Source organism: Janthinobacterium sp. (genome assembly GCF_031995485.1).
In the GTDB taxonomy this organism is placed as follows: Bacteria; Pseudomonadota; Gammaproteobacteria; order Burkholderiales; family Burkholderiaceae_D; genus Janthinobacterium.
This window is the reverse complement of the sequence record NZ_DAMAGB010000027.1, coordinates 1-13,230: the sequence shown is the minus strand read 5'-3', so window position 1 is coordinate 13,230 and position 13,230 is coordinate 1. Positions and strand designations below refer to the sequence as shown.

The window sequence follows — 13,230 nt, the reverse complement described above, 5'->3', positions numbered from 1 at the left end:
TTATTTCATCGAGATGGTGGTGTTCACGCCGCTGCCGCCATCGTCCGGCGCAAACCAGCGCGCGGTCACGGTCTTGGTCTGGGTCCAGAAGTACAGCGCCTGCTTGCCGTTCGGTCCCAGGTCGCCCAGCTTCGAGGCGCGCGAGCCGGTAAAGCTGAAATAGGCGACCGGCACGGGAATGGCCACGTTGATGCCCACCTGGCCCACGTCGATCTCGTTCTGGAACTTGCGCCCGGCCCAGCCCGAGGAGGTAAAGATCGAGGTGCCGTTGCCGTTCGGGTTGGCATTGATAAAGGCGATCGCTTCGTCCAGCGTCTCGGTTTCGACCACGCACATGGCGGGGCCGAAGATCTCCTGCGTGTAGACCGAATTGGTCGCGTTGACTTTCGAGAAAATCGTCGGCCCCATGAAGTTGCCGCCTTCGAAACCGGCCACCTGGTGGCCACGGCCGTCGAGCAGCAGCTGCGCGCCTTCGTCGACGCCCGCCTGGATCAGTTTTTCCGCGCGCTGCATGGCGCTTCTTGACACCATCGGCCCCAGGTCCGCTTCGCGGTCGCTGCCCGGCCCCACCTTCAACGCTTTCGAGCGGGCGACGATATCGGGCAGCCACGAACGCGCCTCGCCCACCAGCACCACCACCGAATTGGCCATGCAGCGCTGGCCGGCCGCGCCGAACGCCGCGCCGATCAGGTTGTTGATGGCCTGCTCCTTGTTGGCGTCGGCCAGCACCACGCAATGGTTTTTCGCGCCCATCATCGACTGCGCGCGCTTGCCCGACTCGCTGGCGCGGCGGTACACATGGGTGCCGACAGCGGTCGAACCGATAAACGAGACGGCCTTGATATCGGCATGGTCGCACAGCAGGTTGACCACCTCGGCGCCGCCATGCACGACATTCAGCACGCCGGCCGGCAGGCCTGCCTGGTACATCAGCTCGACCAGGTACATGGTCGACGACGGGTCCTGCTCGGACGGCTTCAAGACAAAGGTATTGCCGCAGGCGATCGCGATCGGGAACATAAAGCACGGCAGCATCACGGGAAAATTGAAGGCGGTGATGCCGGCGCCCACGCCCAGCGGCTGGTAGATATTGTAGACATCGACGCCGTTGGCGGCGTTTTCCGCGATCTCGCCCAGCTGCAGGGTGGCGATCGAGCACGCATGTTCAACCACTTCCAGGCCGCGCATCACCTCCCCTTCCGCGTCGGGCAGGGTTTTGCCGTGTTCGCGCGTGATCAGTTCGGCCAGCGCGCCGATATTTTCGCGGATCAGGTGCTGGTACTTGAGCATGATGCGCATGCGGGCAGCGAGCGGCGTATTGCGCCAGGTTTTGAACGCTTCCTTGGCGGTGGCAATCGCCAGTTCGACTTCGGCGGTGGTGGAAAACGGCACGCGGGCGACGATTTCCTGGGTGGCCGGATTGACCACGTCGCGCCATTCGGTGCTGCTGGAGGCGTGGTGCTTGCCGCCGATATGCAGGGGGACGGCGGGGACTGAGGTGAGGGCTTGGTTCATTTTTTGAGGCTCCATGATGTCGGTATTGCTTGAGTTCACCCCAAAGTCGAAACTGCCGGGGTCGGACCCTGCGGGGGAATACGTCCCAGCGGGACGTATTCCGATCGCGTAGTGACTGACCCCGGCCTTTCGCCGTTGGGGTAAAAATTATTTCTTGACCAGATTGCACGCCGCCGCATCCATCGGCTTGAACGCCTGCTCGGCCGGAATGGTCGACAGCACTTTCAGGTAGTCCCAGGCGCCTTTCGATTCGGCCGGGGTTTTTACCTGCACCAGGTACATGTCGTGGATCACGCGGCCGTCGGGACGGATCGCCGCGTTGTTCATCACGGCGTCCCGGATCGGCAGTTCGCGCATCTTCTGGGCGACGATTTTCGAGTCGTCGCTTTTCGCGGCGGCCACCGATTTCAGATAGTGGTAGACGCTGGAATACACGCCGGCCTGCACCATGGTCGGCTTGGCGCCCTTGTTCAGCGCTTCGAAGCGCTTGGCAAAGGCGCGGCTGCGGTCGTCGTAGTCCCAGTAGAAGCCGTCGGCGTAGACCAGGCCCTGCGCCGTTTCCAATCCCAGCGCGTGCACGTCGGACAGGAATACCAGCAAGGCGGCCAGGCGCTGGTCCTTGCCGCTGCCGATGCGAAATTCGCGCGCCTGCTTGATGGCCGAGACCACGTCGGCGCCGCCATTGGCCAGGCCGATCACCTGCGCCTTCGAGCCCTGCGCCTGCACCAGGAACGAGGAAAAATCGGAGGCGTTCAGCGGATGGCGCACGGCGCCCAGCACCGTGCCGCCGTTATGCTTGACGACATCGCTGGCGTCTTTTTCCAGCGAGTGGCCGAATGCGTAATCGACGGTGACGAAATACCATGATTTCTGCCCCAGCTTGGTCAATGCCGCCGCCGTGCCGGCCGCCTGCGAATAGGTGTCGAACATCCAGTGAAAACCGTTCGGCGAGCAGTCCTCGTTGGTCAGCCTTCCCGTGGCCGGGCCGCTGAACATGGCGATACCGCCCTTCTCTTTCATCAGTTTTTGCACCGACAGCGCCACCGAGGAATTGGTGAGATCGGCGATCGCATCGACCTTGTCGCGGTCGATCCATTCGCGCGCCTTGGAGGCGGCGATATCGGCCTTGTTCAGGTGGTCGGCCGAGACGATCTCGATCTTCATGCCCTTGCATTCGGCTTTCAGGCAGTCTTCCATCGCCATCTGGCTGGCGACGACGGAGCCGCGCCCGCCCATCGCCGAATACGGGCCGGACATGTCGGTCAGGATGCCGACCTTGACGACGCCATCGGAAATCTGGGCCTGGGCGGAAGTGGTGAAGGAAAGCGCGAGCGCGAGCGCGCCCATGGCCAGAACGGTCTTTTTCATGCAGTGTCTCCTGATGGATAAGGGGTATTTCTTATATGTTTGGTTGCATTCTGCATGTGTAAAAATATTCACTCAAGTGAAATTGATGCATAATTCCTTTGCAAAAATGCACAAGGAGAACGAAGTGCTCGATTGGGACAATGTGCGCGTCTTCCTGGAGCTGACGCGCAGCGCGGGACTGGTGGACGCGGCAAAAAAGCTGGGCATCGATCACTCGACCGTATCGCGCCGCATGCGCAAGTTCGAGGAGCAGGTCGGCACCCAGCTGTTCGACCGCAATTACGTGGGCTACCAGCTGACGCCCGAAGGCCACCGGCTGATGGAATATGCGGAAACCATGGAGAGCACGGTGTTTGCCGCCACCGAGGAGCTGGGCGAGCATAACCGGCTGCTGTCAGGGCAGGTACGGCTGGGCGCCACCGAAGGCTTTGGCGCCGTGGTGCTGGCGCCGCACCTGGCGCACTTCTGCGGCCGCCATCCGCATATCAGCGTCGACCTGATCGCCGTGCCGCGCTTTGTCAGCCTGTCCAAGCGCGAGGCGGACGTGGCCATTTCCATCGAGCGCCCGCTGTCCGGGCCGTATGTGGTGACGAAACTGTCGGATTACCGCCTGAAGCTCTACGCCACCCCGGCCTACCTGGCGCGCCACGAGGCCATTACCAGCGTGGACCAGCTGGCGCAGCACCCCATCATCGGCTATGTGGACGACCTGGTGTTCAGCGCGGAGCTGCGCTATATGGACCATGTGGCGCCCGAGTCGCTGCGTGCATTTCGCAGCACCAGCGTGCTGGCGCAATACCATGCGGCGCGCGCGGGCCAGGCGCTGGCGATTTTGCCCTGCTTCGTGGCGCAGCAGTCGAACGAGCTGGTGCCCGTGCTCGACGGCCAGATCGACCTGATGCGCTCGTTCTGGATGATCTCGCCCACCGAGCGGCGCAATATCGCGCGCGTGCGGGCCTTGTGGAATTATCTGCGCGAGGTGATCGAACTGAACCATGGCTACCTGATGGGAGAAACGTCCACGCCAGAGTGGCTGCCATAAGATTGAACCAAGGAGAACGCGATGCTGATGGATGCAAACAAGGCGGTACTGGTGATTGTCGACCTGCAGGACCGCCTGCTGCCGGCGATCCACGACGGCGGCGCGGTGCTGGCGCAGAATGTGCGGCTGGCCAGGATTGCGCGGCTGCTCGATATTCCCGTGCTCGGCACCGAGCAGAACAGCGGCAAGCTGGGCCCCAACGCGCCCGAGATCGCCGCGCTGTGCAGGCAGACCTTGCAGAAAACCCATTTCGGCGCCTGTGCCGATGGCCTGCAGCACATCCTGCCGCCTGGCCGCACGCAAGTGGTCGTTACCGGCTGCGAAGCCCATGTGTGCATGCTGCAGACGGCGGTCCAGCTACTGGAGCTCGACTACGAGGTGATTATCGCCATCGACGCGGTCGGCTCGCGCCTGCCGGCCAGCCGCGATGCGGCACTGGGCCGGCTGGCCACGCTGGGCGCGCAGTTGCTGACGGTGGAAATGCTGGCCTTCGAGTGGCTGCGCGATTGCCGCCATCCGCGCTTTCGCGAGGTGCTTGCCCTGATTAAATAGCAGGCAGCCTTTACGCCAGATCAAACCCGGCCGGCTCTTCTTTGCTAGCTTGAGAGGATCGCCGCACGTGCTGCGGCATTGCCGTCCGATCGAGCAAGGGGATGATCATGGCCTATATCCTGCGTGGCAAGCTGTGCGGCTTGATTTGCGCCGAGTGTCCGGAAAACCTGGCCCACGTGAGCGTGCGCCTGTACCGCCTGCGCGATACGCAGAATGTCACGGCGCTGGCGGTGGCGAGCGCCAAGGAGACCTTTGCCATCTTGAGCGACGACGACATCGAGGCCAAGGCCCCGTATCTGCTGGCCGAGACGCGCACTGACGAGGACGGCAACTACAGCTTTGCCATCGGCGGCGAACAGCCATACCAGGGCGAGGCGGTGGAAGTCGATATCTGGTGCCCCACCGTGCCGCACCTGAAACCGGGGCCGAAGGAACCGCCTGCGCTGCAGTTTTCGATCACCGTGATCCAGCCGCGCTGGCGCCGGCAGCAGGATGATTTCCTGGCCATCTGGGATTATTGCGTGCCGCACCGTTTCTGGTGCCTGGTGCGCGCCCGCTTCGGCGCCTGGACCATCTGCGGACGCCTGCGTACCTGCGCCGAGCCGTATGCGCCGATTGCCGGCGCCACCGTGCGCGCGTTCGACGCGGACTGGCTGCAGGACGATGCGCTGGGCGACGCCGTGACGGACGCGAGCGGACGTTTCCGCATCGACTACCTGGCGTCCGATTTTACCTTGACGCCATTTTCTCCATTGATCAATGTGGAATTTTCCGGCGGGCCGGACGTGTACTTTACGGCCGAGCTGGGCGGCGTGACCATCCTGTCCGAACCGCAGTCTGCGGGCCGCCAGCCGGGGCGCGAAAACGTGGGCCACTGCTTCTGCGTGGAGCTGTGTTCGCGCGAAGTGCTGCCGCCCGACGTGGAAACCGTGCCGCACTGGCAGCAGGTGGAGGTGTTCGATATCCACCCGTTCCCGTCGCTGGGCGGCTTTTCGCCGCAGGGCTACGCGGGCGGCCCGGCGCTGTCGTATGTATTCGCCGGTGGCGTCACGCTGAAAGGCAACTGCCCGCTGCGCAACAGCGCGCTTCCCGCCAATGCGCTCGAATACCGCTTCCTGATCGGCGAATGGAGCTGGCCCGGCGGCACCGAGGATCCGAACGCGCTGCCCTCGGTGGCTCCGGGCAGCCTGTCACCGCTGACGCAAATCCTCGGCACCCATGTGGGCTATGTGTTTTATACGAATGGGCTGGGCCTCGGCGACTCGGCGCAGGTCATCGTCGACGCATCCGATTTGCAGCCTGGCGGCTGGATACGGGTCGACAACAAGGCGGTCACGGTCGACATGCGCGACGGCACCACCAGCGTGGTCAATGTAGGCACCGGCAATTTCCTGCGTACCTTTGACCTGTTCGTGATCAATACGGACGCCATCACCAGCCTGCATCCGCCCAAGCTGCCGGGCGGCCTGCCGATTCTGGACGCAGGCCGCAGCCTGCTGCCGGCCGAAAGCGAACCGGTGCGCCGCTACCGGCTGGGCTTTGAAGTGCGCGACGCCGTCACGCTGGCGCCGGTGGCCGGCGACGGGCTCGATTCCATCGTGTTCGACAACTCTCCCGTGATCGTTGCGCTCGACCTGGAAGAGCTGCGCAGCAATGCCTGCAATCCGATCGCGGGCGGCGTGGTGCATATCCTGTACACGATCGACCATCCGCACCTGCGCTTTTTCAACCTGACGATTTCCAACAACAACGGCATTGCGCATCCGCCGCCACCGCTGCCCTCTGCCGTCTTCACGCCACCGCCGCCGGCTTCCAACTACCTGTTCCGCGGCGGCGCGGGCGGGCCTCACCTGTCGGGCAACAATGGCGGCTTTCCCGTCAACGTGGCACTCGACCCGCCGTGCGCCTACCGGGTGGCGATCGGCTGGCAGACGCGCCATTACCTGGCCTCGTCGCACAGCATCGACCGGCTGTACTGCAAGTAAGTGCCTGCCTAGAAATAGCGCACCCAGGCCTGTTTCGAGGTGCGCTTGTAATTGGCAAACGCGCGGCATGGCCAGTACAGCACCGGCATCAGCGCCAGCGCGATCAGCCAGACCTGCCAGAGATGCTCGACGCCATAGCGGCTGCCGTGGTTGGCGCCCAGCACGCTGGTCAGCACGCTGCCGATGACCAGCAACAGGTACAGGTGCAGCAGGTAGTAGAACATCGGCGCGCCGCCAAAGGTGGCGCAGGCGCGCACGAACCAGTTGTCCAGGGTCTCCAGCCACGCCAGGCCCAGCAAGCCGATGCCCAGCGTGAACAGCAGGAAGTCCAGCGATGGCGGATATTTGGTAAAGTTCAGCACGCTCATCGCCGTCTGCAAGGCGCTGTCGCCGGCCACCCACGGCATCGTTTCGCCATACAGGTTGAAGCCGCGCAGCAGGGCCAGCAGCAGCAAGCTGGCGCCACCGAGCGCCAGCAGCAGCCGGCGGCGCCCCTCGGGCGTACGGCCGCGCGCATACAGCGGGCCGGCAGCATAGCCAAGCAGGATCACGCCGATCCACGGCAGCAGCGGATAGCTGACCTTGATCTTCATGGCGCCGTCCGCCACCAGGAAGCCGCGCTGCAGCAGCACGGTCAGCAGATAGTAGCCGGGCGTGCCCTGTTCCGCCCGCAGATGCGTAAACAGATGCTGGCCGGCGACAATTGCCACGCCCAGCAGCGCCAGTACTTTCAGCGGCAGTTGGTGCAGCACGGCCAGCGCCATCATCGCCAGGCCGATCACCCAGATCACCTGCAGGTACAGCACGGCCGGTGGAAACGCGCCGCTCCACGCGAAATTGACGAACACCAGTTCCAGCACCACCAGCAGCAGGCCGCGCTTGAACAGGAAACCGCTGGCGCTGCGCGGCCCGGCAGCCGGATGCGCATACAGCCAGGCCGACAGGCCCGTCAGGAACACGAACATCGGCGCGCAGACATGCGCCGCCAGGCGGGTAAAGAACAGCGCCGGATCGACGCTGGAGACCTGCATCGGGTCGCTGACCTGATGGTGCAGAAACACCGTTTCGCGCACATGGTCGAACAGCATGATCAGCATCACCAGGCCGCGCATCACGTCGATCACGGCGATGCGGGTGCGCAGGAGGGCAGGAGCTATGGAAATGGTCATAAAATATTGGCGGATTGTCGGCGTTGCTGATAACCACAAGCAAAAACCGGGGTCAGACCCGACGGGTCTGACCCTGGCTCCCAGCTGCTGATTCTAAAAATTATGTGGCAGTTCGTAGGTCGGATTAGCGGCGCAACGCCGCGTAATCTGACAATATTGTTGGCGCTTGCGGCCCGGCCGGTGGTGATGTCGGGTTACGCGCTGGCGCGCCAACCCGACCTACCGGACCGGCCCGCGGGCAGCGAATCGATCTTAAAACCTGTAATGCGCATTCAAGGTCACGGTGCGCTCGGCCCCCGGCGCCACCCATAGCGGACTGTACGAACTGGCATAGTAGCGGCGGTTGAACAGGTTTTCCACGTTGAGCGCCAACCGCAGCTTCGCATTCGGCGAATACGACGCCAGCAGCTTTGCCGTGGTATAGGCCGGCAAGGTGAATGCACTGCTGACGGCCACGTCGCCCAGCCGCTCGCCCACATACTGCAGGCCGCCGCCGATACTGCCTGCTGCGCTGCCCACGCTGAACTGCTGCGTGGCGACCAGATTGGCGCTGTGGCGCGCCACGTTCGGGAAGCGGCTGCCGGTGATGATCGCATTGTCGCCGTGCGTGACAGTGGCGTCGGTATACGCATAGGCGCCCGAGACGCGCAGGCCGCGCGCCAGTTCGCCCGACACGTCCAGTTCCAGGCCACGGCTGCCCACTTCGCCAGCGGCCAGCGCAAAGTCGGTATTGAGCGGATTGGTGGTCAGCACATTGCGCTTGCTGATATCGTAGACGGCCAGGGTGCCGGTCAGCTTGCCCGTTTCCAGCTTGGCGCCCAGCTCGTATGAGCGGCTCTGCTCGGCCGGAAACGCCTGGTTGGCGATGCTGATGCCGCTGTTCGGGCGAAAACCCTTGGCCGCGCTCGCATACAACGACCAGGCTTTCGACGGCTGGTACACCAGGCCCACGCGCGGGCTGGTGGCCGACAGCGACTGGTGGTTGCTCACGTTCAAACGGTTATTGGTCACGTCCTGCTCATAGCTGTCGTGGCGCACGCCCAGCAGCGCCTTCCACTGCGCGTTCAGATCGACCTGGTCCTGCGCATACAGGCCGTGCGCCTTCTGTCCTTCCTGCGTGTCGATCGACAGCGCCAGCGCATCGGCCACGCCGCCGTACACGGGCGCATGAATGTCGATCGCATAGGCATTGCCGGTTGACGGATTGCGGCGCAGCTGCACCCTGTGGTCGTCGAAATGGTAGGCATCGACGCCAAACAGCACGTCATGCTTCACCGAACCGGTCACCAGTTTGCCCAGTAATTCGACGCGGCCCGAGACATCGGTCGACGAAAAATCGCGGTGGCGGCGCTGGCGGCGCAGGATGAGGCCATCGGCCAGCAGGTTGTTCGCTTCCGTCGAATAGCCGGTCAGCTCGCTGTCGCGGTAGGACAGGCCGGCCTGCACGATCCAGCGGTCGGAAAGATCGTGGTGGATGAACAGCTGCTGCCCCAGCGACTTGACCGTCATCGGGCCGTCCGCCGGTTCCCCGAGGAAGCGCGACACGGGCACCACGCCCAGCTTGCCATTGACGGCGACCACGCCGCGGTCGAACGGCGTGCGCTGGCGCACCGCTTCGATCTCGTACGACACGGTCGTATGGTCACCCGGCAGCCAGATAAACGATGGCGAAAACAGGCTGCGCTCGACTGTCAAGGTATCGCGGAAGCTGTCGCCCTTCTCGTGCGCGGCATTGAGGCGATACGCAACGTTGTCGGTCATTGGCCCTGTCAGGTCGACGGCGGCGCGCTTCATGTTGAAGCTGCCCAGCGACACATCGGCATTGTATTCGGGCACGAACCTGGGCTTTTTGGTGGTGATATTGACGGTGCCGCCCGGCTCGCCCCGGCCATACAGCGCCGACGCCGGGCCTTTCAGCACTTCGATATTCTGTGTATTGGCTCCGTCGCGCATGCCGTTGTAGCCACGGCTGGAACTGAAGCCGTTGACCATGTAGTCGGAGCCGAAATTCGGGTCGCCCGTAAAGCCGCGCATGGCGTAGCTGTCCCACAGCCCGCCCAGCGGGCTTTGCTTGGCTATGCCGCTGGCCAGTTCCAGCGCCCCGGCCAGATTGGTCACGCCCGCGTCGCGCAGCAGGTCGCCGGTCAGCACGCGCACGCTTTGCGGCAAGTCCATCAGCAGCGCGTCGGTCTTGGTGGCGCCGGTGGCCGACAGGCTGTGGTAATGCTGGCGCTCGGCCTTCACAGTCACTACATCGGCGGTATCGGCGGTATCGGCTCCAGGAGCGGCAACAGGATCGGCGGCAAGCGCCAGGGGACTGGATGCGGCAAGCAGCAGCGCAACGGGACGGCGTAAAAATTGGGACATGGGTTTCCTGGATAGCAAGCAAATGCAATAGGCTTGCATTGTAATTGATAATTGGTTCTCATTAAAGGGCTGAGCTGTATTTTTTCGCGACGGCTGGCAGGCGAACCACGGTCGGCAGCCCTGCTGTCGTAGAATCGGCCTACGTCAACTTGATGAGGAGTATCGATTGCAGAACCATATTATCAGGAAGATCGCCATGCTCGCGCTGGCGCTGGGCATGGCTTCCGCCGCCCTGGCCAGCGCCGACACGTCCCCAAAACCGGGCGGCGTGTACCTGCTCAAACCCGGCATCTATGTGGCAAAGGGCTCGGACTGCGGCGCGCCGCCGAACGCCGCCATCCGCCAGTACGATGGCAAGGGCCTGTCCACGGCGCATACGCGCGCCTGCAAGGTCACGGTCAAGAGCCGCAAGCGCAGCACCTATACGGTGGACCAGTCGTGCATCGACGCCGGCGCCGGCCCCGCACCGCGCGTGGTGCAGCGCCAGCAGGTGACGGTGCAGGATGCATTGACGTTTACACAGGTGATCCGGGGCGATCGCACCACGTACCAGTATTGCCCCGTGTATCAGTTGCCGAAGGATTTGCAAAACGTGGTACGGTAGGCCGGATTAGCGGCGCAGCCGCGTAATCCGACGCCACCACCGGCGCAAGCCAACCATGTTGCCGGATTACGGTCCCGCAGCGACCTGATCCGACCTGCTGCGACCTACTCCCCCCGTTCGCTGGCCAACCGCTTGGCCAGCAGTTTGCCGGCATTGTCCGCATACGCGCGGCAGGCGCCCGCATCGATGAAGGGATTGCGCTCGCTGGTGCGACTGGCGGCTTTGTCCAGCACGTTCGTCATGCCCGGATGCACGGAAATAATCACGTCGCACGGCAGCGCGGCCACTTTGGCGATGCTTTGCTGGAACGAGGCCGAGATATCGGCTGTCTTTCCCCGGCCCGTAAAGGTGAAGTCGCCGCTCGAATACGCATTCAGGCTGTCGGCATACACGATATCGAGGCAGCGCTGGTCTTCGCACGATTTCCACGTCCAGGTGGTGGCGCCGGGCGTATGGCCGGGCGTCATATGGGCCGTCAGCGCCAGCTTGCCCAGCTTGACGACGTCGCCTTCTTTTACCACGGTGACCTTGCCGACCTTGGCCACGTGCACCACCGGCTTGGCCTGGTACTGCGGATCGTCACGGCCATTGGTGCCGCTTTGCAGCACTTTCGCGCCCGACGCGCTGGCCACCACGGTGGCGCCGCTGGCTTGCTGCAGGGCCGCGATGCCGCCCGCATGGTCCCAGTGCGCGTGCGAATTGAGGATCAGCTTGACGTCTTTCATGCTGAAGCCGAGCGCCTCGATATTGGCGGCGATCAGCGGCGCCGACTGCGGCAGCGCGCCGTCGAGCAGGATATGGCCGCCCTCGCTGGTCACCAGCACGGCGGACAATCCCGCCACGCCCACATACCAGGTATTGCCATAGATATTGAACGGCTTGACGGGCGCATTCCACGCCTTGCAGTCGTCGCAGTTTACAGCGTCCTCATGCGCCTGCGCCATGCCGCCTGCCGCCATCGCCACCGCTGCCGCCAGCACCACTTTTGTCAGTTTCTTCATGTTGTCTCCTCGGTTAAAAATGGGTAGTCGCCAGCGCCGCGCGGATCTGGTCCGCGTCCTGCGCGCGCCGACGGGCGCCGTCGGCGTCCAGCAGCACCACCGTGACATGCCTGCCGCCGCTCTGCATGCGCATGCTCAGGCAGCTGCCGGCCTCGTTGCTGCTGCCGGTCTTGGACAGCGCGATATGCCAGCCTGCGCCGCCGACCAGCGCATTGGTGTTATGCAGCAGGCGCGCCTTGCCGTTGACGGCAACCCGCGCCTCCCGCAGGCTGGTAATGCGCGCGATGTCGGGGTAGCGCGCGGCGGCGGCAACAATTTTGGCCACATCGGTGGCGGTGGAGGTATTGGCCGGCGAGCGCCCGACCGGCTCGCTCAGCGACGTTCGCTTCAGGTCCAGGCTGCGGATCTTGGCTTGCAAGGCCTGGTCAAATGCGGCGCGGCCACCGGGATAGGTGCGCGCCAGCGCGGCCGCAGCGCGGTTTTCGGACGGCAGCAGCGCCAGCTGCAGGGCCGTGCCACGCGACACGCGCACGCCGTCGCCCAGCACGCCGTGGCGCTGGCTTGGCTCGCCATCGGCGGCCACGATGCGCAGCAGCTCGTCGGGGTCCAGCCGGGCGTCGAGCACCACCATGGCCGTCATCAGCTTGGTGATCGACGCGATCGGCACGATGGCGTCGGCGTCTTTCGCCATCAGCACCTTGCCGCTGGCGTCGTCGATCACCAGCATATGGCGCGCATTGACGGGCAACGCCAGCATGCTGGCCGCGGCCTGGACGATGCGCGCCGCTTCGGGCGCAGGTTGCCGCGCCGTTTGCGCCAGCAAGGTCATTCCCGCCAGCAGCATGGCGGCAGTGCCAGCTTCCACCCCGCCCTGCCCGGCAGCGGCGCCGGCGCCATCAGGCGCTGTATGCGAATGAGCAAGGGGCCGCCGCGCGCCGACAGCAGCAAGCCGCCGTGCCCGGGCGCTGCCGGCTGCAGGGAGAGCTGGTGCAGCGCGCTGGCCAGCTGCGCCGGGTCCTGCAAGGATTGCGCGGCCAGCGCATCGGCCACCAGTTCGCGTTCACTGCGCAGGCGCGCCGACAGCCACCACACCACGGGATGGAAAAACAGCAGCGCCTCGGCCACGCTATGCAGCAGATTGACCAGGTAATCCCGGCGCCGCACATGGGCCAGTTCATGCGCCAGCAAGGCTTCCAGCAGCGACACCGGCATGCCGCTCAGCAAGGAGGCCGGCAACAGCACCAGCGGACGAAAGAAACCCACCGTCACCGGACTGGCCAGCGCCGCATGCAGCCTGAGCGGAACCGGAGAACGCAGGGCCATGCGCAGCGCCAGCGCATCGAGCCGCTGCTGCCAGACGGCCGGCGCGGCCACGGCCTGGCGGCGCAGCCGGGCCACCCAGGCCAGGCCCAGCAGCAGGCGCAAGCTCATCAGCACCACGCCGGCGCTCCAGGCCAGCACCAGCGTGGGCATCCATGCGTTCAGCGTCGCCACAGACAATCCCGAATGCGGCAACTCCTCTGCACCGAGCAAATAAAACAAATGCGTCAGAGGAATGCCCACGCATGCCAGCAACGCCAGTGCACAGACCGCATACCGCGCGCGGGCGTCAGCGCCGCGCAGCAGC

The 13,230-nt window shown here is 64.5% G+C and carries 11 protein-coding genes; 4 read left to right on the top strand and 7 right to left on the bottom strand.

All coding sequences use genetic code 11. The features are described 5' to 3' along the window. Both RTQ46_RS15580 and RTQ46_RS15575 read right to left on the bottom strand, forming a co-directional pair. Nucleotides 1-1,515 carry a CoA-acylating methylmalonate-semialdehyde dehydrogenase gene (locus tag RTQ46_RS15580; protein WP_312437924.1) on the bottom strand — a complete coding sequence of 505 codons (1,515 nt, stop codon included), beginning with the start codon at nt 1,513-1,515 and terminating at the stop codon, nt 1-3. Between the two features lie 147 nt (nt 1,516-1,662). After that, nucleotides 1,663-2,883, bottom strand: coding sequence for an ABC transporter substrate-binding protein (locus RTQ46_RS15575; RefSeq protein ID WP_312437923.1), 1,221 nt, complete (start codon nt 2,881-2,883; stop codon nt 1,663-1,665). A 124-nt stretch (nt 2,884-3,007) separates the two neighbouring features. Between RTQ46_RS15575 and RTQ46_RS15570 the strand changes: the two genes are divergently transcribed. From RTQ46_RS15570 to RTQ46_RS15560, 3 genes are all read left to right on the top strand, one after another. Then, the gene (locus RTQ46_RS15570) at nt 3,008-3,925 is read left to right on the top strand and encodes a LysR family transcriptional regulator (RefSeq protein ID WP_312437992.1); all 918 of its coding nucleotides are present in this window, start codon (nt 3,008-3,010) and stop codon (nt 3,923-3,925) included. A gap of 21 nt (nt 3,926-3,946) precedes the next feature. Next, nucleotides 3,947-4,477: an isochorismatase family protein gene (locus tag RTQ46_RS15565; RefSeq protein ID WP_312437922.1), complete on the top strand. Its 531-nt coding sequence runs from the start codon at nt 3,947-3,949 to the stop codon at nt 4,475-4,477. A gap of 107 nt (nt 4,478-4,584) precedes the next feature. After that, complete coding sequence (locus tag RTQ46_RS15560; RefSeq protein WP_312437920.1) at nt 4,585-6,462, top strand: hypothetical protein; 1,878 nt, start codon at nt 4,585-4,587, stop codon at nt 6,460-6,462. An 8-nt stretch (nt 6,463-6,470) separates the two neighbouring features. On the opposite strand, the gene RTQ46_RS15555 is transcribed toward RTQ46_RS15560, so the two are convergent. Both RTQ46_RS15555 and RTQ46_RS15550 read right to left on the bottom strand, forming a co-directional pair. Then, nucleotides 6,471-7,631 (bottom strand): heparan-alpha-glucosaminide N-acetyltransferase domain-containing protein, encoded by a 1,161-nt coding sequence (locus RTQ46_RS15555; protein WP_312437919.1) that lies wholly within the window; start codon nt 7,629-7,631, stop codon nt 6,471-6,473. Nucleotides 7,632-7,883: 252 nt separating this feature from the next. Continuing rightward, a complete protein-coding gene (locus tag RTQ46_RS15550) occupies nt 7,884-9,998 on the bottom strand; it encodes a TonB-dependent siderophore receptor (RefSeq protein WP_312437917.1) in 2,115 nt (704 codons plus the stop codon). Between the two features lie 166 nt (nt 9,999-10,164). Between RTQ46_RS15550 and RTQ46_RS15545 the strand changes: the two genes are divergently transcribed. Continuing rightward, nucleotides 10,165-10,602 carry a hypothetical protein gene (locus RTQ46_RS15545; RefSeq protein ID WP_312437915.1) on the top strand — a complete coding sequence of 146 codons (438 nt, stop codon included), beginning with the start codon at nt 10,165-10,167 and terminating at the stop codon, nt 10,600-10,602. Between the two features lie 104 nt (nt 10,603-10,706). On the opposite strand, the gene bla is transcribed toward RTQ46_RS15545, so the two are convergent. The 3 genes from bla to RTQ46_RS15530 form a co-directional block, all read right to left on the bottom strand. Beyond that, complete coding sequence (gene bla / locus RTQ46_RS15540; protein WP_312437913.1) at nt 10,707-11,603, bottom strand: subclass B3 metallo-beta-lactamase; 897 nt, start codon at nt 11,601-11,603, stop codon at nt 10,707-10,709. Between the two features lie 13 nt (nt 11,604-11,616). Continuing rightward, nucleotides 11,617-12,468, bottom strand: coding sequence for a serine hydrolase (locus RTQ46_RS15535; RefSeq protein ID WP_312437912.1), 852 nt, complete (start codon nt 12,466-12,468; stop codon nt 11,617-11,619). Next, nucleotides 12,429-13,230: M56 family metallopeptidase (locus RTQ46_RS15530; protein WP_312437911.1), on the bottom strand; the 802-nt coding region annotated here is incomplete at its 5' end. The genes RTQ46_RS15535 and RTQ46_RS15530, both read right to left, overlap by 40 nt.

Coding starts and splice junctions, on each gene's coding strand:
- RTQ46_RS15580 (WP_312437924.1), bottom strand. CDS start 1,515: ATGAACCAAGCCCTCACCTCAGTCCCCGCCGTCCCCCTGCATATCGGC.
- RTQ46_RS15575 (WP_312437923.1), bottom strand. CDS start 2,883: ATGAAAAAGACCGTTCTGGCCATGGGCGCGCTCGCGCTCGCGCTTTCC.
- RTQ46_RS15565 (WP_312437922.1), top strand. CDS start 3,947: ATGCTGATGGATGCAAACAAGGCGGTACTGGTGATTGTCGACCTGCAG.
- RTQ46_RS15550 (WP_312437917.1), bottom strand. CDS start 9,998: ATGTCCCAATTTTTACGCCGTCCCGTTGCGCTGCTGCTTGCCGCATCC.
- RTQ46_RS15560 (WP_312437920.1), top strand. CDS start 4,585: ATGGCCTATATCCTGCGTGGCAAGCTGTGCGGCTTGATTTGCGCCGAG.
- RTQ46_RS15555 (WP_312437919.1), bottom strand. CDS start 7,631: ATGACCATTTCCATAGCTCCTGCCCTCCTGCGCACCCGCATCGCCGTG.
- bla (WP_312437913.1), bottom strand. CDS start 11,603: ATGAAGAAACTGACAAAAGTGGTGCTGGCGGCAGCGGTGGCGATGGCG.